This is a genomic window from Hyphomicrobium sp. MC8b, from assembly GCF_905067615.1.
Lineage (GTDB): Bacteria > Pseudomonadota > Alphaproteobacteria > Rhizobiales > Hyphomicrobiaceae > Hyphomicrobium_B.
In genome coordinates, this window is the sequence record NZ_LR898465.1 from 3,489,808 (window position 1) to 3,513,562 (window position 23,755).

Genomic DNA, 23,755 nt, shown 5'->3' on the forward strand with positions numbered 1-23,755 from the left:
AACGCCAGGGCACCGTTTTTCATGTCTCCCCCCGATGGAGACGGTTTGTCGGTGCCCACCGTATTTATCCGTGCTGCAAAAGAGCGAGCACAAAAAGATCGATAAATTTCGGAACCATGACCAGCTGATACGGTTCTAGCGAGCAACGACTAGTAGCCAAGTTTAGAGGTCGCCTTTCCGAGCGGCCAACGATTTTGCTAAGCGCGCAAAGAACTCGCATCAGGGACCGCCGATGAAAAAGCTCGGGTCGCCTCTCTCTTTTTTTGTAGCTCTATCGTTGCCGGTATTGATCCCCCAGGCATCCTTCTCCCAGACATCCTCGCCTCAAATCAAGACCGCGGTGGTCGGCACGGCGGCAAATCCAGAAAATGCGGGGGCCGATGCGTCAAAACCGCAGGGCCCCGCCTTCGCGACGCCTGGAGGCAACGAATGGCCTATGCCTGGCGCAAACACGGCGCTCACGCGCTACAGCTCTCTCTCGGACATCAATGCGCAAAACGTCGGCAAGCTGACGAGTGTCCTCACCTTTTCGATGGGCGTCGATCGCGGACAGGAAGCGGCGCCACTCGTCATAGGCGATACGCTCTATGTCGTCTCGCCGTATCCCAATATCCTGTACGCGCTCGACCTTTCGAAACCTGGTGCGCCTTTGAAGTGGAGTTACAAACCCCACCCTCTGGCCGCGTCGCAAGGCGTGGCATGTTGCGATGTCGTCAATCGCGGTCCCGCCTATGCGAACGGCCGCGTCTTCTTCAACACGTTGGACGGCAATACGATCGCCGTCGACGCGACAAGTGGAAAAGAGATTTGGCGAACACAGCTCGGCGATATCACGCACGGCGAAACGATCACAATGGCGCCGCTTGTCGCCAAGGACAAAGTTCTCGTCGGCGATTCAGGCGGCGAAATGGGCGTGCGCGGCTGGATTGCGGCACTCGACCAGGCCACCGGTAAGGTCGACTGGAAAGCCTACAGCACCGGCCCCGATTCCGAGGTGCTGATCGGTTCGGATTTCAAACCATTCTACCCGCAATACAAAGGCAAAGACCTGGGCGTATCGACGTGGCCTGCCGATATGTGGAGACATGGCGGCGGTACCGTATGGGGCTGGGTTGCGTATGATCCCGATCTCAATCTTGTCTACTACGGCACGTCGAATCCGGGTCCATGGAATTCGTCGATGCGGCCTGGCGACAATATGTGGACGGCAGGTATTTTCGCTCGCGATCTCAATACCGGGCAGGCGCGATGGTTCTATCAGACAAGTCCGCATGATATGTCGGATTACGATGGTGTGAACGAGACGATCCTCGTCGATGCCAACTGGAACGGAAAGCCAAGAAAGCTCCTCGTTCATCCCGATCGCAATGGCTACGTTTACGTTCTCGATCGCGGGACGGGCGAAGTTCTATCGGCGAAGCCTTTCGCCCCCATAACGAGCAGCACCGGCGTCGACCTCAAGACCGGGCGCATTCAATATAACGCGGCTAAGCAGCCAAAGGTCGATCAAGTCGTCAAAGACGTCTGTCCCGCTCCACCAGGCGGCAAGGATTGGCAGCCATCCTCGTTCTCGAATTCAACGGGCTTGCTCTACATTCCACACAATAATCTGTGCATGGATATCGAGGAGGGCGAAGTCGGCTACATCGCGGGGACGCCCTACGTCGGCGCCAACGTCAAGATGAAAGCAGGTCCGGGCGACGGCCATCGCGGTGAGTTTGACGCTTGGGATATCAAGACCGGGACGAAGGTGTGGAGCATCAACGAAAAGTTCCCCGTCTGGAGCGGCGCTCTCTCAACGGCTGGCGATGTCGTTTTTTACGGAACGATGGACGGCTGGTTCAAGGCGGTGGACGCTAAAACCGGCAAGCTCCTTTGGCAGCACAAAACCTCGTCGGGAATTATCGGCCAGCCGACAACATGGCGCGGCCCCGACGGTAAACAGTATGTGTCGGTTCTATCGGGGGTCGGCGGATGGGCGGGCGCCATCGTTGCCGGCGGCCTTGACAAGCGTGACGGAACAGCCGCGCTCGGCTTCGTCAATGCGATGAAGGATCTGCCAGAGGCCACGACAAAAGGAGGAACGCTCAATGTCTTCGCGCTTCCTTAGCCTCGCATGCGGCGCCGTTGCGACCGTCTTCCTGGCATCTTCTCCCGCAATCTCACGCGAACTCAAGGTCTGCGCCGATCCGAACAATATGCCTTATTCCAACGCGAAAGGTGAAGGTTTCGAAAACCGGATCGCCGAATTGGTCGCCGCCGACATGGGCGCAACGGCGAAGTTCGTCTGGAAGCCAGAATGGCGCGGCTTTGTCCGTAAAGGGCTGAAAGCCGGGCTTTGCGACGTCGTTCCCGGCGTACCGACGAGCTTTGAGCGCGTTCGAGCAACAAAACCTTATTATACGGCGAGCTATGCCTTCGTTCAGCGGCAAGGGGCAAGCCCCGTAACATCCTTCGACGATGAGCGACTTAAGACTTCACGCATCGGTGTCCAACTCGTCGGTAATGACGGCGCAAATACGCCGCCGATGGATGAGCTTGCGCGACGTGGTCTCAATCAGCATGTCCAGGGTTTCATGGTCTATGGCGATTGGTCGAAGCCAAATCCGCTGGCGCCGATCGTCGACGCAGTCTCGAACGGCGATATCGATATCGCGCTCGTGTGGGGACCTATCGCCGACTATTACGCCGCACGCGAGATACCGCCATTGCGCGTAACGCCGGTTACGACGGGGCGCTTGATGTCATTCTCGATCGCCATGGGCGTTCGCAAGCAAGATGAAGAACTCGCGAACGAGATCAACCGAATTATCGACCGGAGACGCGACGACATCAGAAAAATTCTTGCTGACTACAACATTACGCCTTCCATGGACCAGAAATCCGCAACTGCGGAGTAAGAACAGTGACGCGTATATTTTCCTTTCTGGCGTGCGCCGCATTGGCGATGTCGCTGTCGGCATGCAAAGCGCAAGAAAGCAAAGGCGACCAAGCGACTGAGCGAAGCTCTACTCAATCGAACGAAGAGCCACGCGTCGCCCTGGTGCCGCTAACGCCTGGAGCAGGCAAGCCCGTCGTCGATCACAGCGCCGAAGGCCGCCGCATCGAAAACGATCCCGAGCAAATCGCTGCAGGGAAGCAACTCTTCACGGCCATGAACTGTGTCGGGTGCCATTTCCATGGCGGCGGCGGCATGGGGCCGCCTCTGATGGACAACGTCTGGATCTATGGCGATTCCATCGAAAACATTGCCGCCACCATCCGGGAAGGCCGCCCGAATGGCATGCCGTCGTTCCGGGGATTCCTGCCAGACGAACAGATTTGGCAGCTCGCCGCTTATGTCCGCTCGCTATCACATCCGCCGCACAATCAGACAGCCGCTCAAGAAGAAAAGAAATGAGAAGCGCGCAGCACGATCTAGTGAAAGTGACGGCGAACGCTGCTCCGGCGTTCTCTTTGTGCGCCTTGTTTCCTGCCCGGGCATTCGCGACCGCTGCCCCTCTCAATTTTCTTCAGTCCTCCGGCCCTAAGGCCGACAGCATCCTTGCGCTGACCTGGGGCCTACTCGCGATTTCGATCATCGTTGTGATTTTGATGACTGGGCTGGTCTTATGGGCTGTATTCCGGTCGCGCTCCCCGTCTGATCTGGACAACGGCATACAGCCTGACGGCCATCGACCAAACAATTTCAACATTTTTGGATGGGGCCTCGGCATCACGACGCTTGTCCTTGTTGGCTGCGTCGTCTGGACGATGGTAACGCTTGCGGCCATTGGCGAGCCGCCGCAAAAGCCTGCGTTGACGATCGCGATCACGGGACATCAGTGGTGGTGGGGGATTCGCTATTTGAGCGACAAGCCATCTCAAGTTTTCACCACAGCCAATGAAATTCACATCCCGGCGGGCGTTCCGATAAAAGTGACGCTGCGATCTGCGGACGTCATCCACTCATTTTGGGTACCCGCACTGTCAGGTAAGACGGATGTCATTCCAGGGCAGATCAACACCACCTGGATCGAAGCGAAAAAGCCGGGCACCTATCTCGGGCAATGCGCAGAATACTGCGGCGCCCAGCACGCCCATATGGCAATCCGCGTCGTCGCGGAACCCGAGGACAAATTTGCGGCATGGCGAAACGATCAACTGAAATCCGCAGCGCCGCCAGCGACGGACGACGGGAAAGCTGGACTGGTCGTGTTCGAGCGGCGCTGCGCGGGCTGCCACACCGTTCGCGGGACGGAAGCCGGCGGTATCTATGGGCCAGATCTGTCGCACCTTATGACTCGTGCGACGCTCGCGGATGGAACGGTCCCTAACGCCGGTGGCTATCTCGCGGGATGGATTGCCGACCCACAGCACATCAAACCGGCAAGCCGCATGCCGCGGGTCTCTCTGTCGGGCGACGAGCTTCAAGCCGTCACGAGCTACCTCAGAACGTTGCACTAGGAGGGACACGCATGGCAGAAACGACCGCGATCCCGACCGTCGATGCGACGCCTGCACTTGCTGAAAAGCTCGAACGCATTTGGGAGACGCGCCCGGGATTCCTCGGATGGCTCTCGACCGTCGACCATAAGTCGATCGGCATTCGCTATATCGTTACGGCCTTTGCATTTTTAATCATCGGCGGCATCGAAGCGCTGATTATGCGTCTCCAACTCGCCGGTCCCAACGAGCATTTGCTGACTCCCGAACAATATAATCAGCTTTTCACGATGCATGGCGTGTCGATGATCTTTTGGTACGCCTCGCCAATTCTCTCTGGGTTCAGCAACTACCTGTGGCCGTTGCTGCTTGGATCGCGCGACATGGCGTTCCCGCGGCTCAACGCCCTTTCCTATTGGATTTATCTATTCTCCGGAATTTTCCTCTATGCCAGTTTCGTCGGCGGCGTTGCCCCGGACGCCGGTTGGTTCGACTACGTGCCGTATGCGTCAAAGGACTTCAATCCCGGCATCAACATCGACATTTACGCGATGGCACTGATCTTTCTAGGGATCTCGACGACGGTGGGTGCTATCAACTTCGTCGTGACGCTTTTGCGCACGCGTGCTCCTGGGATGTCGATCAATCGCTTACCCATCATGGTGTGGGGAACGCTCACGGCATCGGCCGGAAATATCCTTGCAGTTCCCGCTGTCAGCCTAGCGTTTTTTCTTCTCTGGCTCGACCGGCGATTCGGAACGCATTTCTACGACGTACCAGCGGGGGGGCAACCGCTCCTATGGCAACATCTCTTTTGGATGTTTGGGCATCCCTGGGTCTATGCCATCGTGCTTCCAGCCATGGGCATCGTGTCCGATGCGCTTCCTGTTTTTTGCCGGCGTCCTCTCGTCGGCTATACCTTCGTTGCCCTGGCTACTGTCCTGACGATGGTTCTCGGCTTCGGCGTCTGGGTCCATCACATGTTTGCGACAGGTCTGCCGAACATCGGCATGTCCTTCTTCAGTGCAGCTTCGTTCGTCATCGTTATTCCGAGCGCGACTGCTGTCTTCGCCTGGATCGCCACCATAGCGATGGGGCGTCCACAAATGACGACCCCGTTTTTGTTCTTCTCCAGCTTCATCGTTCTTTTCGTTATCGGCGGCGTATCGGGCTTCATGACCGCAGCCGTGCCGGTCGATTGGCAGCTGACCGACACCTATTTTGTCGTCGCCCACATTCATTACGTGCTGATCGGTATCAACGTCTTTCCGGTTATCGGAGGGCTCTATTACTGGTTTCCGAAAATGACGGGGCGCATGTTGAGCGAGCGTCTGGGCAAATGGAATTTCTGGCTCACATTCATCGGTTTCAATGTTGCGTTCCTACCGATGCATCTGACCGGACTTCTTGGAATGCCGCGCCGCATCTACACTTATGGACCCGACTTCGGATGGACGACGCTGAATATGATCACAACGATCGGCGCCTTCATTCTCGCTTTCGGAATACTGCTATTTCTCATCAACATCGCCATCAGTCTGCGTTCGGGCGCCCTCGCAGGACCAAATCCGTGGAACGCTCCGACGCTCGAATGGGCGACGTCCTCACCACCACCAGCTTACAACTTCGCAGTCATTCCAATCGTCGCAAGTCGCCATCCTTTATGGGAAGACAGCCTCCAGGAAACCGATGAGCGCTCTTCGATCAATAGCGGCTTGGCGCTCGACCATGGCCGCGAGACGATCGCCACAACCCCGATCGACGCGGAGCCTGATGCTATCCTAAAAATGCCGGACGATAGCTATGCGCCGTTATTCTTGGCTTTAGGTCTCAGCGCGCTTTTCGTCTCCATGCTCGCGCAGTCGCTCGCCGGCGGCGTTTTTTCCATCGTCGCCATTCTTCTCTCGATACTGCTGTGGCTTTGGCCCACGCGCGTGACGTTCCGGCCCGTTGAGGTGTCGCATGGCTGATCTTGTCGTCTCTCGGCCGGATGTGCACCTTCCCGCTGCCGGACTTCATCGGTCATCGGGCTGGTGGGGAATGCTGTTCGTAATTGCGACGGAAGCCGCGGTCTTCGCCTATCTGCTCTTCAGTTATTATTACATGGCCATAGAAATACATTCGACGTGGCCCACACATCCGCCTTCATTGAAGTTGGCATTGCCGAACACGATCATTCTTCTCGCCAGCAGCGTAGCGATTTGGTGGGGCGAGCGTCAGTTCAAACAAGGGCGCCGCGCAGAGGCGTTCCTCGGCATGTCGCTCGCGGCATTTCTAGGTCTCTTGTTCTTGGGCATTCAACTTTTGGAATGGCACAATAAGAGCTTCACGGTCTCGTCCGACCCGTACGGATCGCTTTATTTTACGATCACAGGATTTCATATGGCACACGTCGTTGCCGGCTTGCTGATGATCGTCGCGTTGATTTCCTGGATGGCCGCGGGGCTCCTTTCGGATCGCCGGCGCATCGCGCTCTCAATCGGCGCGCTCTATTGGCATTTCGTCGATGCCGTCTGGCTGACAGTATTCTTCACTTTCTACATCACCCCTTACTTGAGCTAAGCGATGCATCAAGGCGCAACCATATCGGGCTCAGCCCATCCAGCCCCTCACCGAAAGAAGGCCCCGCTGTCGGCGTTGGCATTCGGGCTTCTTTCCGCACCAATTGCGTGGGTTCTGCATCTGCTCGTCAACTATTCGATCGCAGGCCAACGTTGCATCGGCGCCGTAGCTCGGGAAGATATTTTACGTGGTCCCCCGGGAACTCTGACCATGATTCTTCTCGTTGACATCGCCTCGCTCGCGCTGGCGGCGTCAGCAGGATACGTTGCTTTTGTTCTCTGGAAGAAAACGAAAGATGAAAAAGTGGGAGAGGCGCGTGCACTCGTCCATGCCGGAGAAGGTCGAACGCGCTTCATGGCCATGTGCGGAGTTCTAACAAGCACGCTGTTCGGGTTCGCAATCGCAGTCGATGCCCTTGGATCTATCGTGGGGCCGCCATGCTGAAAAAACTTTGCCCTCTTATATCGTTTCTGACGACCTTCTGCGCAACTGCAGCGAGTGCACACGCCATATCCAATGACACTCAGTCGTCCGAGACGATCAGATACCTCGAAACAATTGCTATCGTAGTCGCCGTTGTAGCATATGCAGCGGGAGTCATTCGCATACGGCGAGAGGTTGGTGAGTGCCGCGTCGTAACCGCGTCGCAAACTATCGCATTTGCAATCGCGATGGCCCTGTTCGTCATCGTCCTGTCCCCACAAGTTGACGAAATCACCGACGCGCTTTTCTCGGCGCACATGGGTCAGCATTTGATCCTGATGCTGGTCGTACCCCCTTTGCTCGTCTGGAGTCGCCCGATCCTCGTAATGATCTGGGGGTTGCCGCGCAGCTTCCGCAAGCAGGTCGCCACTTCCATTACGGTCCATTGGCTGCGATCAGGTATTTGGCATCTGATGCACCCGTTGTCGGTGGCAGCGCTTTTCCTCGGAACTTTTTCGTTCTGGCATCTGCCTCGCCCCTACGCCTGGAGCCTTCAGAATGAATGGGTACACACGTTCGAGCATTTGAGTTTCGTCATCACCTCATTCATGTTCTGGACGCTTGTGATCGAACCGTCGGGTCGGCGTCGAATGGAATTTATTCCGAGCATGCTGTTCGTTGCCGCCATCGCAGTTCTCAGTGGTCTCCCCGGCGCTCTGATGATCCTGTCGCCGGTTGTCCTGTTCAAGGCTCACGGGATGGCGGCTTATGCATGGGGAATGACGCCGCTTGAAGATCAGCAAATCGCGGGCTTGATCATGTGGATCCCTGCCGGAATTTTTTTTCTGGCTCCGATTGCTTGGTTGTTCGTCAAATCGCTCCAGAATGCTGAACGTCGCAGAACAGTAACGCATTTGGCTAGAGCCCGAATGCTGGTGCTTTTGGTCGCCGCTGTCTTGTCAGGAAATTCCGTTGTTAAGGCCGAGCCCGCCGGTGCACCGGAAAATGCCAAAGCGCTCATAGAACACTATGGATGCGGATCGTGTCATACGATTCCGGGCATCGATAACGCCGACGGGCGCGTTGGCCCGCCGCTCGCGGGAATTGGCGACCGCGTTTTCATTGCGGGGCGATTGCAGAACAACATCGAAAACATGACCAAATGGATCGCCAGCCCACAATCCGTCGCCCCTGGGAACGCCATGCCGGATATGGGCTTGAAGACCACAGATGCGGCAGCGATCGCTTCGTATCTCGAAAAGCTGCATCAATAGCGAGGGACATGGGTTCAGGGCGGTTCCCTCGCATCCAAAGTCGACGCAAGGGTTTGCGCTTCAATGTCGGGCGAGCAGGCGCAGGGCAAGCTGAGCATTTCATTGTCGAGGTGTTTCGTTGACCGGCTTGTAGAAGAGGTCGACGACTCCGCCCTCAGCTGCTGCAACGCCCGTCCTGCAAGGAAGATGGCGGTCAGGACCAAATGATGCGAAAGCGGAAAACCAATGCCATTGACGTAAAAGTATTTGCCGTCAGGCGAAAAACGCATCACGACCTCCCAAAAGGATAAGCGCGGCTTTTTTCATCTCTTCACAGATTTGACGACTTTGCCCACAAGCTGCGACCAAATTCGACTTTGAAGCGCTCCCGATGTCGTGCCACCCTGAATGCTGACTGGGGATTTTTCGGGGGAAGGTCTCATGCCACTCGATGGAATGCGTGACGAGGATGAACCGCGCGGACCGCGCTGTGCGAGTTGCCACGAGCCTTTGGTCGATGGACAACGCGTCCGTCATGTCCATTTCAGCAACGATCCGCACGGCTTTCGTGGCTTGACTGGCAAATATCACGAAGCCTGCAGCAGGCCCTTCGTCTCGCTCGCCCATGTCATCAATCTCACCCACGCACGCGGCTTCTAGGCGATTGAATTGAAGCGCGATAGGACGGCGAGATCCTCGCCGCCCTCTCATGCATAGCGCGTCAGTCGCCAGCCACCGCAGTTGCCTTCATTTTTTCGATCGCGTCATCGATCGTAAAGCTGTTGGGCTTCTGTATCGGCGGGAAGTCCTTGAACGTCTCGGCAAATTTTGCGGCAACCATATTGATCGCGAACACAATATAGTCGCGACGAATGAACCACTCATAGTACGTGTTCGACGTTGTATCGGCGAATTCGTAGGGATCAGTGCGTAGATTAAAGAGTTTTGGCACGCGCAATCGCGTAAATGGCTCCGCCCAAACCTGGAGCGTTCCCTTGCAGCGCTGTTCCATGAAGACACATTTCCAATTGTCGTAGCGCAACGCGAGAATATCGCCATCGTCGCTGATGTAGACGAACAGCTTGCGTGGACTCTCTTTTTGTTCGCCGGTCAAAAACGGGAGCAGATTGAAGCCATCGATGTGGTTCTTGTACGTCCTTCCACAAGCCTGATAACCCTTTTTCAGCTTGTCCATGACGTCGGGATCGCCCGCCATTGCGAGAAACGTCGGAAACCAGTCGTGAAGCTGAACTATCTCCGTGGAGACTTGTCCCGGCTTTATCTTTGCCGGCCACCGCACCAACTGAGGAATTCGGAAGGCACCCTCCCAGTTCGTATTTTTCTCGGAACGGAATGGCGTCATGCCGCCATCCGGCCAGGAGTTGCGATGAGGACCATTGTCGGTTGAGTATTGGACGAACGTGTTCTCTGCGATGCCGAGTTCATCGAGAAAATCCAGCATCTGGCCAATGTTCTTATCGTGGTCGATCATCGTGTCGTGATACGGCGACTGCCAACGACCGGCTTGACCGAGGCTTTCTTTTTTGGGGTGAGTATAAAGGTGCATGTGAGTGGTGTTGAGCCACACGAACCACGGCTTCCCCGCGTCTTCGGCGCGCTTGATGAAATCCTTCGCCGCGGCTACGAACTCGTCATCACAGGTCTCCATACGCTTACGGTTCAATGGACCCGTGTCTTCTATTTTCTGCTTGCCGACCTTCCCCCAGCGCGGCTCTTCGGTTGGATCGTCTTTATCGGTCGCCCAAGAATGGATGACGCCGCGAGGTCCAAAATTCTTGCGATAATTTGGGAAGTCCTTTTCAGGAAAATAGTCGTACATCTCCGGCTCTTCTTCGGCGTTTAAATGGTAGAGATTGCCGAAGAACTCGTCGAAGCCGTGATTGGTAGGCAGCATGTGATTAAGATCGCCGAGGTGGTTCTTTCCGAATTGACCAGTCGCATAGCCTTGATTTTTCAATGCGCCCGCAATCGTTACGATCTTCTCATTCATGCCGATCGGCGCGCCAGGCATGCCGACTTTCGATAAGCCGGTGCGAAGCACGCTTTGGCCGGTGATGAAAGAAGAGCGCCCCGCGGTGCACGATTGCTCACCGTAGGCGTCGATAAACATCATGCCTTCTTTGGCGAGACGATCGATGTTGGGCGTCTGATAGCCCATCAATCCATGCGAATAACAACTTAAATTCGAGATGCCGATGTCGTCACCCCAGATGACGAGGATATTGGGCTTGTCGGATTTACGGGGTGCGCCGCTGCTGCCTTTCGCTTCCTTGGCCATGTTAGGCTCCTTTTGGTTTCTGCTATTCCCTCCATGGTATTTCCCCAATAAATTCGCTTCGCCCGTACTGATTGCGTCCTACGTATCCATCTTGCCTCCTGTTGTTGGCGCTAGCCAAATGGTCCGATCTGGAAAAGCATGCTGACGATCGCAAAGATGCCGATCAGCAAAAGGACGATTGCAGTGATAAGTGTGAAGGATGGAGGAAAGCGGCTCTCGCCGTGAACCAGTCCGGCCTCGCGCATCATCTCGCGCTCTTGGCGCAAGCCCAACATGAATTGCACGTGATAGATGATGCCGACGACCAACATGATAATGCCGAGCAGAACGAGCGCCACACCAAAATTTCTGGATGCTCCGGCATGCGTGATCACATCCTGATCTCGCAGCTTCTGAAACACCTGAAAAATAGTGAATCCGAAGCTGATGAGCGATAGCGAGGTGCGGATGACAGACATCAACGTCCGGTCGGCGCTCATACGCGTGCGTTGAAACGACATACCAGTACGACGTAGCGAAAGCTCGACCGAAATATCGTCCGACGCAGATGCACTTGTGATGGCGGATTTTGGATCGCGCGCCATAACTGATCATGCCTCTCGGGATTTCTGAGCGCACCATAGCCGCGCAATGCGGGCGACAGGCCCTCGGATCAGCAGGTACGGGACGAAGGCCAAAACAACGGCAATGATAACGGCCTCAGCAGGATAGAAAGTTCCCAATACCTTGAACTGATAGATCGCATCCATGACGAGTCCCAAAAGAATGATACGCGCCGTAGAAACGATGCCTTCGCGTAGCCGCTCCGAACGTTTTTGAGCATTCGTGAGTACCGTCCAGAAATAAGGGGACCGGCCGAGACGCGCGTCATTGATGCCATCGTGCAGGGCAGCCATCATCGCCATCGTCGGCTGCAAAATAAAGCGGAATGACATCGGTCCGCTGGGCCGCCCCGTAAAGTCTTGCCATTGTCTTTTAAAAACCTCGCTCGACACGCCGTACCAAAACAAGCCGAGCAGGATGAGTGCCGCGGACGCCAGCACCACGGCTTGCGCCAGGACGCTTGAGCCAGATGAGGTTTGGCTGGTCATCTATGGCGCTCCCTGACGAGATGCGTTGAGATATTCGCTTGAAATAGATTCTTGAATTGCTTCCGGGCGACTTCGCGAACGGGCGATACTCATCGCCCATCCTCTCCAGCAGCGCTAAAATTTCAGGGCAACGCTGGGCAGAGAAAATTGGCTCCTGCGCCGAAAAAATCGAGATCGCCCGCCAGTTTCTGGGCAGCGAGCGGCTTTTGATCGTGCAAACAAATACATACGCATAGCCGGCATCCGGGAACGCGTAGCGACCTCCCATCTACGACCGAGACTGTCTTGCGAGATCATTCAGTAGTCAACGTAATTTGTTATTGCGGTGCGGGCGTGCCACGCCCAATGGCATGAGCTCAAATTGGCGCGGGGGGCCCTGTGAGAACCCCGTTTTTCCTGGTTCATGGCTTGACCTCCTTGGGATAGATCGTCTTCCAGTCATGCTTCATGTCGACAACCGTCCAACCTTTGGCGGTCGCTTGATCAAGTGCTTTGTCGAGCTTGCCGACGCGAGATGAGCGATCGTAGGCCCATTCGCGTTCGGCATCGGTGTGATGCACGAGCAGGCAAAGCCGCGTGGCCGGCGCATCGCACGTCCATTCGAGCATTTGAAGATCGCCGTCGGAATTACCGAACGCGGCGACCGGCCGCCGGCCAATGTGGCGCTCGATGCCGACCGGCTTTCCGTCTTTATCGTCGTTGAGGACGAGAGTCGGCAACTTCACGATCAACGGCTTGCCGTCGTGCATTTCAAACTTCAGCCCACCAGAACTGCCGATGACTTGCTCCGGTGGAATGCCGTAGACGCGCTCCGTCCAAGGCCGCATGAACTCGATACCGCCACCGGAGACGATAAACGTCTTGAAACCGTTGGCGCGGAGATAGGATAATAATTCCAGCATCGGCTGATAGACTAGATCGGTGTAAAGCCGGCCCATCGTCGGATGCTTGGCCGTGCTAATCCAGTCTTCGGCGATTTTATCGAATTCGTCCGTCGTCATCCCTGCATGCGTGGCGGCCATAACCGCCGCAATGCCGGACTCTCCGGATTTAGCGATACCTTTCATATCGCCTTTCAGGATCGAGGCGAACGGCTCCTTATCCTTCCATTCGGGATGCTGCGGGGCGAGACTTCGAATTCTGTCGATGACAAATTGTGCCTGGACGTAAATCGGCTTCTCCGCCCACAGCGTCCCGTCATTATCGAAGACAGCGATGCGTTGCGTCTCGGGCACAAAGTGCGCTCCGCCCCTCGCCGTCACCCTTCCAACGAAGTCGAGGATCTGCCGCTTGGCTTGGCTTTCCTCCCAGGAGGGCAATGGATCAGATAGCGCGCCGGCTGCGGCCGAGACAACGAGCATGCATGCCAGGAAACCCAGCATCCAGCCGATGTGTATGCGTGCCACCGCAACCATCATGTGAGGCTCTAGGAGTTACTGAACTCGTTGCAGTCTCTCATCGATCATTTTGTTCAATCCGCCTCGGAATCAGAACGCTATCTGCGCCTTCTGAAACCACCGCGCCTCCCGCCGCCGCGATGAGCGTGGAATGCTGGTCGCTTCGCATGAGGACGAGCGCGCATGTGCCGCGGCCGGTTCGGCTTTACGAATTTCCTGCCACCCGTTGAGCGACGAACATGTGCTGCCCTGTTTTTGCCGCCTCTTGCCTTATTGAAATTGCGGCCGTTATGGCGCAATTGCGCGCCGTGATTGACCTTATTGTCGAGCGCCCTGTGGTCGGTATTTTTGAGGCGTCGTTCGACGTTGGCGCGGTTGAAATTTTTATTGCGCACGACATGCCCACGATGGTGCGCGTCGTGCTTCCAGACATTGCTCTTGATGCGGCGGCGGTTGTCGTCGATACGATTCCAGCGGTTCACGTTAACGTCGATGCGACGGTGACGCCAATCCCAGTGGTTCCAGCCCCAGATGCCGCCGGCGATGGCGACACCGGCCGCCCCCCAAAAATATCCGTCCACGAACGTCGCGTCCGGATACCCCCAATAATACGGCGGATAGTCCGGATACCACCACGGCCCGTAGACCACCGACGGTTCATAAACCGGCACGTAAACCGTATCGGGCTCGGCAGGCTGGATGACGTAGGATCCATCGTCCTGCGTGACGGTCTGCTGGGAATTGCTTCTGAGATGGCCACTTGAATCGGCTTTCTGACGCAGGAACTGCACCTCATTCATGACAGCGTCTTGCTGTGCAAGAAATGCGTCACCGAGGTTCTGCGTCCAGTCGAGTTGATTGCTCATCATGTTCAAGACGTCCGGGAACTGGACGAGCGCCTTAATGCTTGGGTCCCAACTTTTACTTTTCAGGGCATCGACGAGCGCATCACCTTGCAATTTGGCGTTGGCAGGATCGCTGCGCCATCGCGCCGCTTCCACGACATCCAAGGGATAGGTCGACGCCATTAAAACGTTGGACAGAAGATCATCTGGATAAAGCGCGATTGGCGCCAGCATCTGGTCGAGTTGCTGCTTGGAAAACTTCTGCTCATCGGCATAAGAGGCAGCCGGCACAACAACAGACAGCATTAGGAAGGCAACACAAGTCTTCAAGAGTATTCTCATTTTTCCTCGCAACGCTTATTCCTCGTCAGGACGTTTTCGAACGACACATCGGAATCCGACATGACTGGTTGACGTGTCGATTGGTTCGGCATGGCGCGCCGCAGGGCGATAGCGGCGGCAATAGTTTGGTGCGCACAAGTGCGACCCGCCCTTCAACACCTTGCGAGGAATACGGATGTTTGGCTGGCACGGGTCGAAACTTTGCTCTCTCGCCGGTCCGCGCGGATTAACCGGAACGCAGCAGGCTTTTGGAGCGTCGGCCGCATGCTTCGTCGAGTACCAATCAGATGTCCATTCCCAGACGTTCCCGATCATATCGTATAGGCCGAAGCCGTTTGCGGGAAAGGCTCTGACTGGCGAGGTACGCTCGTAACCGTCTTCCTTCAGATTTTCGAGCGGGAACATGCCTTGCCAGGTATTGGCCATGTGCCGACCCTGAGGTGTGAATTCGTCCCCCCAGGCAAATTCCGCATCTTCGAGACCGCCGCGTGCTGCATATTCCCACTCAGCTTCGGTCGGGAGTTCTTTGCCGGCCCACATCGCGTAGGCTTCCGCATCAGCATACGCGACATGGACGACCGGATGCTCATCGAGCCCTTTCGTCCACGAACCTCTTCCATACGGATGACGCCAATTCGCGCCGAAGCGAAAATCCCACCACTGGCTCCAATCTCTCAAGTCGACCGCATGCCTGGGCGGCGTAAAGACGAGAGAACCGGCTTTCAACATGTGAGGAAGCGCGCCGGGATAATCTTCGGCCTTGGGGGGGATCTCGGCAAACGTCGTGTAGCGAGTTTCCGAGACGAATTTCTTGAATTGGGCGTTCGTCACAGGCGTCTCGTCGATCCAGAAACCATCGACAGTTACGCGATGGCTCGGGGATTCTTCGGAATAATGCCTGTCCGACCCCATTCGGAATGTCCCGCCGGGCACGAACACCATACCCGGTCGCTCAGTCGGGACTTCACCCTGAGGTCTCGAGTCGATATCCGGATAAACGCTCATCGTCTCCCCGTGCGACGGAGAATTCCTGCCAACAAAGCTGGAGGCGTATAATAGCTATCGCGCGCGGAACCGAAAATGCGTTCGAAGAAAGTTAGCCAAAAATTGCTTAAGCATAACCAGCCGCTCGCTGATGCGTAGTGACCGCCTACTCAGCGCGGACTGTCTAGTGGCTTTTGCCGATAGTCAAACGAATACGTCGCTGCGCTGCGTTAGGACAGAATGAAAATCACCGCTGCGTACTGATTAAAATCCTATTTCGAATGATAAGAGGTTGGTCATTCGATAGTCGGATCAATAGCGGATGGTGCCAGAAACAATCGTCATGCTTCCATCCCAACGCTTCTCGACATTGTACTCTTCATAGTGCCGAGCGTTGAGAATCAGGACGGTGCCGTTCGCGATCGTCGTATATTGAACACCGCCGCCAATCGCGTCGACGCTGCCCTCAAGCGGACCTAGGCGGGCGCCGGATCCTGAAATTGGCGATACTCATAGGCTACGACGCCGATGACCAATCCCTTCGCGGCCTCGCGGCGCACTCGTAGTGAAAATTCGTGCCGCTTTAATAGTCCCTGGCCGTGTTCTCGAAATTATAAGTGATGCCAGCCCCGAATGCGGCGCTTCCCAGTCCGTAAGTGGAGAAGCCATATTCGTCAGCATGCGCCTCTGTTACCGCGGAGGCAGAAAGCAAAATGCAAACAACAAATTGGATTTTCGTCCGCATTCCGAGACCCCCCATCTCCGAAAACGCAACGATAATTCGTAATCCTAAGTTGGAAAAATCAGATTGGCTGTAGCAGGCTCATCACTGCTGCACAAATTGAGGTCAACGAGCCTCGCCAAGCCTTGGTTGAGCGCATCGGGTGAGCTTTTAGAACCTTGTTGTCATTAGCTGGCATTTTCACCCCGGCAGGCTGAAGTGTCGGCGCGGCCATCAACTCGATGACCGGCCGACATGGCATCACACAGACTAGAAGGTAACAGTGACGCCAGCGTTGAAGGAGCGTCCTTGTCCGGGAACAGGCGATATCAAACCGGTTTGTCCTTCGGCAGCGTAGTCGGCCCAATCGACGCCGCCGAGAGGCGGGTAGTAGAGCTTGTCGAAAAGATTTGAGATGCCGAAATCGAAGCGAACGTTTTGCCACTGATAACTGGACCGCAAATCGACAAGCGTGTAGCCCGGCGTTGTGGGCTCGTGTCGCAACGCGTTAACGTCATCCTTAGCGTTGACCATCGTCAATTGCACCGCGTTCGACCAATTGCCGAGCTGATGGCTGAGCGTCAACTGCGCGTTGAGCGGCATCATATGATAGAGGGTATCGCCGGTGTCGAGGTTCTCGCCATTGACGTAACCAATAATGCCGGCGATGCCGAACTGGCCATAGACGGCGCTATTCCACAGATCGAGGCTGCCCGACACGTTGACGCCGTAGAGTTGGGCGGCGTGGTTGGCGAACTGCAAGGTCACGAACTCGCTGGACGGCATCGCCATGCCCCCCATGTTCATGCCGCCCATTTCGCCCATACTGCTCTGCGACTTCAGGAAATTGGCGTCGATGTAGTCCTGCACGTATGTGTAGTAAGGCGTGACCTTGATATCCCACGCGCTCCCCGTCCGATCGTGCCAGCCTGCCGTGAAGCTTACGGTGTTGGCGATCTCGGGCTTTAAGTCGAGGTTACCGACATAGCCGTTGGCGTCACCGTACCAGCCGATCATGTCGGCCGCCATGTTGCCAGTGCTCCAGGCGTAGCGCTCGTAGAGATTGGGCGAGCGTGTCTTGCGAGCGTAGCCTATTTCGTAGGTTTCATTTGCGGACGGTTCATAGCGGACGAGCGCCGTTACGTCGAAGTTGGCATCGATGCGATCGTGGTCTTGCGCGTTGAACGCTGCAGCATCAGCTGCATACATGGCGCTATAGCCATGGACATCGCCGGTATCCATCCAGACCATGTCATTGCGGAGTCCGATCAACGTGCTCCATGCGCTATCCCAGCGATGCTCCCACTCGGCAAATGTGCCAAGTCGCTGACGCGTGCCATGATTGATATCGATGAACGTATTCGGTCCCATCATCGGTTCCATGCCGGCCACAGGCGGCCACCAATCGTTCAGCGTCTCGCGATGGAACTCGTTGCCGACGCGCAGGATATCGACGGTGGTCAACGGGATTTCGGCTTTGACTGAATAACCCGCATCCGTTCCATCGACGTTCATCGGCATAGCGCCGGATTTATCCGCTAGCATATCCATACGGTGCGCCGTCTGATGATAATACGCACGGAAGTCGAGCGTTCCCCAATCATGATGCGTGAAGGAGCGCAGATTGAAGAGCCACGCGTCGTTGTCGACCATATCCATCCGCTGGTTCACGAACCCTTGATATGGGACGGACGCATAGATACCCCGAAATGTGAAGATATCGGCGCCGTTCCTTATGCCGAGCGTGAGAGCGTGATTGTAAGCTTGATAAAGCGTCGAGCGAACGATAGCTCCGTCGTCGCCGCGAGCGTAATCATCAGCCTTTGTCCAAGCGCCCGAGTAACCGAGGCTGACGTTTTGCGTTGCCGCTTCGGCGTGCACGGAAGTTGAGACCCCGTCGCCATTGCTGCGGTAGAAGGCGGAAATGCTCCCCGAGGTGCGCACGCCTTCTTCAGCAACCGCGAATTCTGGCGGACGCGAATCCACAATCACCGTTCCCCCGAGACTGTCTCCACCTTTGCTGACCGGCGTTATGCCGGCGATTACCTCCGCGACGGCGACCTGCGATGGATCGATGTATGAAAGCGGTGGGTTCATCTGGTTGGTACATGCGGGCGAGATGACCATGCCGTTGACCAACACTTTGACCCGGTCGCCGTTCAGCCCGTTGATCGCGGGCAAGCTTGAAATCCCTCCCGAAGTATAGACGCTGACGCCTGGAACCTTGGTCAAAAGCTGAGCCGTATCGCTCGTAGACGGAAGCTGCGACTGGATCTGATTGCGAGATAGACGCGTGGAATTAAGGGGCTGGGCCAAGCTCTTTGTGCTGCTCCCGGCGCTCTCCATCTCGATCGGCATGGCAACCGGAATTGATTGTTGCTGCGAGGATCGCACCTCATCGCCTTTGCCATTCATTCCGATAGACCTCTGGGTTTTCGCCGTCTCAGGCTTGTTTTCAGGGCTTTCACGCTGAACAACCACGGGCGGCATCGAATTATCCCCGTTTGGCGTTTCCTGTGCAAAGCTCTCTTGTGCCTGCGATCCAAGCACAAGGACGGTCGTTGCCGCTGCGCCCAGCAGCTGCATTCGCTGACTACGAAACATAAAGGCTCCCCCATTTGACCGCGGGTCATCGCGCAGCGACGACGCTGGTCAACACTGGAACTGATATACGTTGTGAATGATTGGTGTCGGATCGCAGATATACAGAGCGATCCAATCGCTATCAGGCAAGCGGTGGGGGGCCGCGGCTACGGGCGTTTACAAGGAAAACAATCGCAAGGAGCACCGCTTCGCTCGCGGCGATCTTTTGGCTTTTCTGAGTGGGCGGCCGAACGATTATGGGCGCCGAGGTCACTGCGAGTTGGAACGCAGCGAGACCTTTGCAAAACGGACAGCTCGACGTCTTGCCGCCTGGTTGTTCAGAGCGGGATTTGCCGCTTTCGCAGATGAAATCGGCGAAGCTGCCGTAATCGGCTGCGAACAGAAAGTGCCGGAGTTCGGAGACAACATGGTTAGGCAGAAGAGATGCAAAATGAAAAACACTCAGCAGCGCGAATGCTGCCGAGACGAGCGCGTGGCGCCGGCGATTAAAGCTCCTCCCTCGATCATGACTTCTGCAAATACGCATTTTCGCTATTTAATCGAAGCTCATCCGCGGGTTTTTTGTTTGTAGGGGCATTCTATCCGATTCGTTATTCGGATTAGCCCCCATCTGTCTAGGTGTTTTAATTGTTGTCAGCGTATCCCCTCGGGCGTGCCAGCCGGAACATTCGCATCGTTGCTGGCGCCCCTCTTCTATTGTCGCCCATGATGCCTCTGGCAACAACGACTTGCGGCGGCTGCACGGTTCTGGTTGTCTCGCGGCACATGTTGGAAGTAAGCGGGAAAGTTGTCGGCGCCGCATTTTCGAAAAACTGATAGATAAAAACGGCCAATGCCCATCCGCTCCATCACCACACGATGGAGCGAACAAGAGCATCGGACGACCGACGATTTATTGCGGTTAAACGGCGAGTTCGCGCGCCGTAATCACGTATTTGAACGTGTCAGCGTTCAGGCAATCGAGCCGCTCGCCTGCGACTTCGGCCTCCGGATACATCAGAAAGCCGACCTTGGGTCCGGTTGCACCCGGCAGCGCCAAATCATGGGCTGTGTTATACGCGAGCCAGTTCCCTTCCCACGCGCCGAACAGCGTCTTGCGCGCTTCGGCGACCTTTTCGTCCGTCAGCGGTAGATTTCCCGGTGGCTCCTCGAGCATGACTTTGCGCACGTCGGCGGGATCCATGGGGACCCAGCCAAATTCCGCAAGAAAGACCTCGGCGCGACAGTGCTGAGCCTTGGTAACGATATCATTCTTGGCGCCGAGGCTTTTGTAGCCGAACGCCGACGGCGCCACGCGCAGCCCATAAAGATCGCGGGCCGGCAGCCCCGCGGCGCGGGCGAGGCCGACAAACAGCGCATTAATATCCGCGCACTTACCACCAAAATTTCCGGATTTGAGAATGTTGGCGATATCGCCGATACCGCATCCGCGGGTTTTGGCGTCGCGATAGCAGTTTTCGACGATCCATTGATAGATTGCGTGCGCCTTATCCGTATCGCTTTTGGCGCCAGCCACGATCTTATCGGACGTCTCCTTCACGATGCCGTCCGTTGGGATGAGATCCGTGGGCATCAGATAAAGATGACGCTCAGTGTCCGATAGCGTTTGCGTTCCGAGCGGCCTGGAGAGATCGACGGCGCGGTTCTGAGTTGCAACCTTGCTGCTCACCTCGATGGAGGGGGCCTTCTCGCCCTCATTCCACACGACGTGCAGGAACTCGGCACCGTATCTCGGATCTTTTACGATTTCGGCGCTTTTGGCGTTTGTACTCCAGCTACTGCCCTCAGGCTTGATCCAGGACGGCTCGGAGAATGCCGGAAGCGGAATCCACGCCTGCGTTACGCCAGAAGCGTTCTCAATCGCCAACCGTGTCGATAATTCGAATTTGCGCCATTTTCCGGTTTGCGGTGCGAACCCAGCTCGCGCGGGCCAACTCGGCAGCGCTGCGATGGCTGAGACTGCAGCGCCGGCTTTCAGAACGTCGCGTCGAGACAGAACCATTGGTTGAACTCCTTTGTGCATCCAGCACTTCGTAAAGCGGTGTCCATGTTCAGCATGTTGTCGCCGGCACTGGCTTGACAGCGCAATCTGCTGCGAACGGGCGATCCGATCCCCGTTCAGCGGCGACAAAAGCGGTGAAGACTATGATCAAGACGCTCGGTCCCGCCCTCAGCGAGGGAAGGACAAGGCACCTACAAATTTTGCCCCGAAACTCGGGAGCGAGGATGCGTCTCATCTGGATCGCAACATACGCTCAGGCGCGCGTCATAATCAATTGCAACCGTCCTCTATCGGCTTGCCAAATGCACGGCGCCACCGCCATCAGCAGACCGATCCTGTGCGCCCTCGTGCATTCTCATAACAAAGCGCAGCCGACCCGAGCCAGCAGTGGGCACGGCCGAAGCCCCGCATTTCGCAATCGCACGGCAAACTCCATCCTGCCGCCAATAAGCCGTTTACGGGCACGCTCCCAAAAGCATAATGTCGCGACGTTCCAGGACGGTTATTTCTTGGCGGATGTGACCAGAGGTCTCCTCAGTGCTTGCCGGGTTCTCTCATCCCCTTTTCATTCATTTCCGCAGACACTCGTCACAGATCGTTACGCAAACGGAGAACCTCGCTCGCGAGTCATTGCCCGCGCTCCTCTTTGGGCTTCGTTTATGGGCATCGACGTGCCTGGCGTTGTATGTCGCGTTTCGACTGGAGCTGGATAACGCATTTTGGGCCGGAACCACCTCTGCAATTGTCTGCCAACCGCATCTTGGCGCCTCGCTCCGTAAGGGGTGGTTCCGAATGCTGGGCACGCTGGTTGGAGCCGTGACAATCGTTATCCTGACAGCGCTGTTCCCACAGGACCGGATCGCATTCCTCTCCGCACTCGCACTTTGGTGCGGGGCCTCAGCATTCGTGGCGACACTACTACGCAATTTTGCTTCCTACGCGGCGGCGCTGGCCGGCTTTACCGCAGCCGTCATCGCCACCGACCAGCTCGGCGCTGTCGGAGGCCTCAACGGCGATGCGTTCATGCTGGCTATCCAGCGCTCGACCGAGATCATTCTCGGCATCGTTTGTGCTGGTGTCATTCTCGCAGCAACAGATTTCGGTGGCGCCCGCAGGCGTCTTGCCGCGTCGCTAGCATCGTTGACGGCAGATATCGCGACCGGCATCGACTCGACACTGAGGGCCGGTGCACAAAATTTGCCGTTCCAGCCGATCCGGCGAGATCTCACACGGCGCGTTATTGCGCTAGATCCCGTGATCGACGAGGCGATCGGGGAGTCGGCTGGGCTTCGTTACCACTCATCGGTATTGCGTGGAACTATGGTCGGCATGTTTGCCGCTTTGTCCGCTTGGCGTGGGATTGCAGTTCGTCTTGCCAACGCCCCCGAAACAGAAGCCAGGAAAGACGCTGATGCGGTGCTGAATGAAATTCCACTCAAGCTTCGCGACATGTCACAGCAGGGCCGCTCCGGGGGTTGGCTTTCCGACCCGGTGGATATGCAGCGGCAGTATCGCGGCGTAGGAGAAACGCTTCGCTCCTCGCCGTTCGACACGCCGTCGACGCGATTGATTGCCGATCAGACAGCGAAAGCCCTCTTTGGAATCGCCCAAGCCATCGGCGGGTTGGCGCTCCTGGTTGCCGCTCCTCGACGAAACGAGCAAAGCAAGACGGTTCACGTTTCTGTGGCTGACTGGTTGCCTGCGCTGATCAACGGCGCCCGCGCGTTTCTCGCGATTATGGCGATCGCGATCTTCTGGATTGCAACATCCTGGCCGAACGGCGCTGCGGCAATCACTTGGGCGGCGGTTGCCGTCACGATTTTTGCGCCAAGAGCCGAGGAAGCTTATTCGTTCGTCATGGCTTTCATGATCGGAGCCGTGATCAGTGCAATTTTTGCTGCTATCATCGCCTTCGCTATCCTGCCTCAGATCGACACGTTCGCAGGGCTTTTTGTCGTTCTCGGCCTCTTTCTGGTGCCAGCCGGCGCTGCGATGTCAAAGTGGCAATCGCCCGTCTTGGTTGCGGTCGTCGCTCTATTCATTCCGCTTCTGATGCCGGCGAACGAAATGACTTACAACACCGTCAATTTCTACAACAATGCGCTGGCCATTGTGGGTGGCACTGGCCTTGGCGCATTTTTCTTCCGTGTGCTGCCACCACTCGCCCCCGCCACGCAAACACGACGGCTACTAGCATTGACCTTGAACGATCTTCGCCGCATGGCGCGTCTTGGAGTGCCAGGCGAAACGGATGACTGGGATCGGCGCATGTATGCGCGCCTCGTCGCGATGCCGTCCGCGGCAGAGCCGATACAGAGGGCGCGATTGCTTGCGGCGCTGTCTGTGGGAGAGCAAATTATCCAACTTTGCCATATCGTCGGTGCCCATGGCCCGCGGCACCAATTCGACGTCGCTCTGGGTCATCTGGCGCGCGGAGAAATCGGGCAGACTATACAGCAGTTGGGTGAGGTGGATCGGCATTTTGAATTGCTTCCGGCACAAAACGGCTTACAGCCTGATTTCTTGCGCGCCCGAAGTCGCATACTTGCGATAGCAGGCGCGCTTAACCAACATCCCTCTTACTTTGGTGCCGCATCATGAGGTTCAGCGAGATCGACATCCTCGGCGTCTATGTGGCACCGATTTCTCTGATGATGATCGCGGCGTGGTTTCTCATGATCGGTGTTCGCAGGCTCGCAGTTAAATATGATGGCTTGCGCTATGTTTGGCATCCTGCGCTTTTCGTATTTGCCATCTACATGATCATCCTATCGTCCATGATTTTGATCGCCGATCGGTGAAATTTT

General features: G+C 56.5%; 21 protein-coding genes. 11 read left to right on the forward strand and 10 right to left on the reverse strand.

Annotation, left to right across the window (positions count from 1 at the left end; translation table 11 throughout):
* Positions 1-232 precede the first annotated feature (232 nt).
* The 8 genes from ACLB1Z_RS16860 to ACLB1Z_RS16895 all read left to right on the forward strand — a co-directional run bounded on the left by ACLB1Z_RS16860 (position 233) and on the right by ACLB1Z_RS16895 (position 8,684).
* Positions 233-2,110: a methanol/ethanol family PQQ-dependent dehydrogenase gene (locus ACLB1Z_RS16860; RefSeq protein WP_409560875.1), complete on the forward strand. Its 1,878-nt coding sequence runs from the start codon at positions 233-235 to the stop codon at positions 2,108-2,110.
* Entirely contained in the window at positions 2,091-2,900 is an 810-nt protein-coding gene (locus tag ACLB1Z_RS16865) for a quinoprotein dehydrogenase-associated putative ABC transporter substrate-binding protein (RefSeq protein WP_409560876.1), read from the forward strand. The genes ACLB1Z_RS16860 and ACLB1Z_RS16865 overlap by 20 nt, the downstream gene beginning before the upstream one ends.
* Before the next feature lie 5 nt (positions 2,901-2,905).
* Positions 2,906-3,400, forward strand: coding sequence for a c-type cytochrome (locus ACLB1Z_RS16870; RefSeq protein WP_409560877.1), 495 nt, complete (start codon positions 2,906-2,908; stop codon positions 3,398-3,400).
* On the forward strand, positions 3,397-4,446 hold the full coding sequence (coxB, locus tag ACLB1Z_RS16875) for a cytochrome c oxidase subunit II (RefSeq protein ID WP_409560878.1): 1,050 nt from the start codon (positions 3,397-3,399) through the stop codon (positions 4,444-4,446). The genes ACLB1Z_RS16870 and coxB overlap by 4 nt, the downstream gene beginning before the upstream one ends.
* 11 nt (positions 4,447-4,457) lie before the next feature.
* A complete protein-coding gene (ctaD, locus tag ACLB1Z_RS16880; RefSeq protein WP_409560879.1) occupies positions 4,458-6,395 on the forward strand; it encodes a cytochrome c oxidase subunit I in 1,938 nt (645 codons plus the stop codon).
* Complete coding sequence (locus tag ACLB1Z_RS16885) at positions 6,388-6,987, forward strand: heme-copper oxidase subunit III (protein ID WP_409560880.1); 600 nt, start codon at positions 6,388-6,390, stop codon at positions 6,985-6,987. Before ctaD ends, ACLB1Z_RS16885 begins: the two co-directional genes overlap by 8 nt.
* Positions 6,988-7,197: 210 nt before the next feature.
* Positions 7,198-7,431 carry a hypothetical protein gene (locus ACLB1Z_RS16890; protein ID WP_409560881.1) on the forward strand — a complete coding sequence of 78 codons (234 nt, stop codon included), beginning with the start codon at positions 7,198-7,200 and terminating at the stop codon, positions 7,429-7,431.
* A complete protein-coding gene (locus ACLB1Z_RS16895; RefSeq protein WP_409560882.1) occupies positions 7,425-8,684 on the forward strand; it encodes a cytochrome c oxidase assembly protein in 1,260 nt (419 codons plus the stop codon). The genes ACLB1Z_RS16890 and ACLB1Z_RS16895 overlap by 7 nt, the downstream gene beginning before the upstream one ends.
* A 14-nt stretch (positions 8,685-8,698) precedes the next feature.
* Here the strand turns inward: ACLB1Z_RS16895 and ACLB1Z_RS16900 are convergent, their stop codons facing one another.
* The 9 genes from ACLB1Z_RS16900 to ACLB1Z_RS16940 form a co-directional block, all read right to left on the reverse strand.
* Complete coding sequence (locus ACLB1Z_RS16900; RefSeq protein WP_409560883.1) at positions 8,699-8,953, reverse strand: hypothetical protein; 255 nt, start codon at positions 8,951-8,953, stop codon at positions 8,699-8,701.
* On the reverse strand, positions 8,937-9,308 hold the full coding sequence (locus tag ACLB1Z_RS16905) for a hypothetical protein (protein ID WP_409560884.1): 372 nt from the start codon (positions 9,306-9,308) through the stop codon (positions 8,937-8,939). Before ACLB1Z_RS16905 ends, ACLB1Z_RS16900 begins: the two co-directional genes overlap by 17 nt.
* Before the next feature lie 76 nt (positions 9,309-9,384).
* Positions 9,385-10,962, reverse strand: a complete 1,578-nt coding sequence (locus ACLB1Z_RS16910) for an arylsulfatase (RefSeq protein ID WP_409560885.1) — start codon at positions 10,960-10,962, stop codon at positions 9,385-9,387.
* 110 nt (positions 10,963-11,072) lie between these two features.
* On the reverse strand, positions 11,073-11,546 hold the full coding sequence (locus ACLB1Z_RS16915) for a YidH family protein (RefSeq protein ID WP_409560886.1): 474 nt from the start codon (positions 11,544-11,546) through the stop codon (positions 11,073-11,075).
* Between the two features lie 6 nt (positions 11,547-11,552).
* Positions 11,553-12,053 carry a hypothetical protein gene (locus ACLB1Z_RS16920; RefSeq protein ID WP_409560887.1) on the reverse strand — a complete coding sequence of 167 codons (501 nt, stop codon included), beginning with the start codon at positions 12,051-12,053 and terminating at the stop codon, positions 11,553-11,555.
* 401 nt (positions 12,054-12,454) lie between these two features.
* Positions 12,455-13,468, reverse strand: a complete 1,014-nt coding sequence (locus tag ACLB1Z_RS16925; RefSeq protein WP_409563296.1) for an HAD family hydrolase — start codon at positions 13,466-13,468, stop codon at positions 12,455-12,457.
* An 80-nt stretch (positions 13,469-13,548) separates the two neighbouring features.
* Positions 13,549-14,637 (reverse strand): DUF3300 domain-containing protein, encoded by a 1,089-nt coding sequence (locus tag ACLB1Z_RS16930; protein WP_409560888.1) that lies wholly within the window; start codon positions 14,635-14,637, stop codon positions 13,549-13,551.
* 15 nt (positions 14,638-14,652) lie between these two features.
* Positions 14,653-15,579 (reverse strand): formylglycine-generating enzyme family protein, encoded by a 927-nt coding sequence (locus tag ACLB1Z_RS16935; RefSeq protein ID WP_409563297.1) that lies wholly within the window; start codon positions 15,577-15,579, stop codon positions 14,653-14,655.
* A gap of 1,033 nt (positions 15,580-16,612) precedes the next feature.
* Positions 16,613-18,832 (reverse strand): TonB-dependent receptor, encoded by a 2,220-nt coding sequence (locus ACLB1Z_RS16940; protein ID WP_409560889.1) that lies wholly within the window; start codon positions 18,830-18,832, stop codon positions 16,613-16,615.
* Between the two features lie 190 nt (positions 18,833-19,022).
* Between ACLB1Z_RS16940 and ACLB1Z_RS16945 the strand changes: the two genes are divergently transcribed.
* Positions 19,023-19,517: a hypothetical protein gene (locus ACLB1Z_RS16945; RefSeq protein ID WP_409560890.1), complete on the forward strand. Its 495-nt coding sequence runs from the start codon at positions 19,023-19,025 to the stop codon at positions 19,515-19,517.
* Between the two features lie 330 nt (positions 19,518-19,847).
* Here the strand turns inward: ACLB1Z_RS16945 and ACLB1Z_RS16950 are convergent, their stop codons facing one another.
* A complete protein-coding gene (locus tag ACLB1Z_RS16950) occupies positions 19,848-20,948 on the reverse strand; it encodes a transglutaminase-like domain-containing protein (RefSeq protein ID WP_409560891.1) in 1,101 nt (366 codons plus the stop codon).
* A 537-nt stretch (positions 20,949-21,485) separates the two neighbouring features.
* Between ACLB1Z_RS16950 and ACLB1Z_RS16955 the strand changes: the two genes are divergently transcribed.
* Both ACLB1Z_RS16955 and ACLB1Z_RS16960 read left to right on the forward strand, forming a co-directional pair.
* Positions 21,486-23,549, forward strand: coding sequence for an FUSC family protein (locus ACLB1Z_RS16955; RefSeq protein WP_409560892.1), 2,064 nt, complete (start codon positions 21,486-21,488; stop codon positions 23,547-23,549).
* Positions 23,546-23,749, forward strand: a complete 204-nt coding sequence (locus tag ACLB1Z_RS16960; protein ID WP_409560893.1) for a DUF1656 domain-containing protein — start codon at positions 23,546-23,548, stop codon at positions 23,747-23,749. Before ACLB1Z_RS16955 ends, ACLB1Z_RS16960 begins: the two co-directional genes overlap by 4 nt.
* The last annotated feature ends 6 nt before the right edge of the window (positions 23,750-23,755 follow it).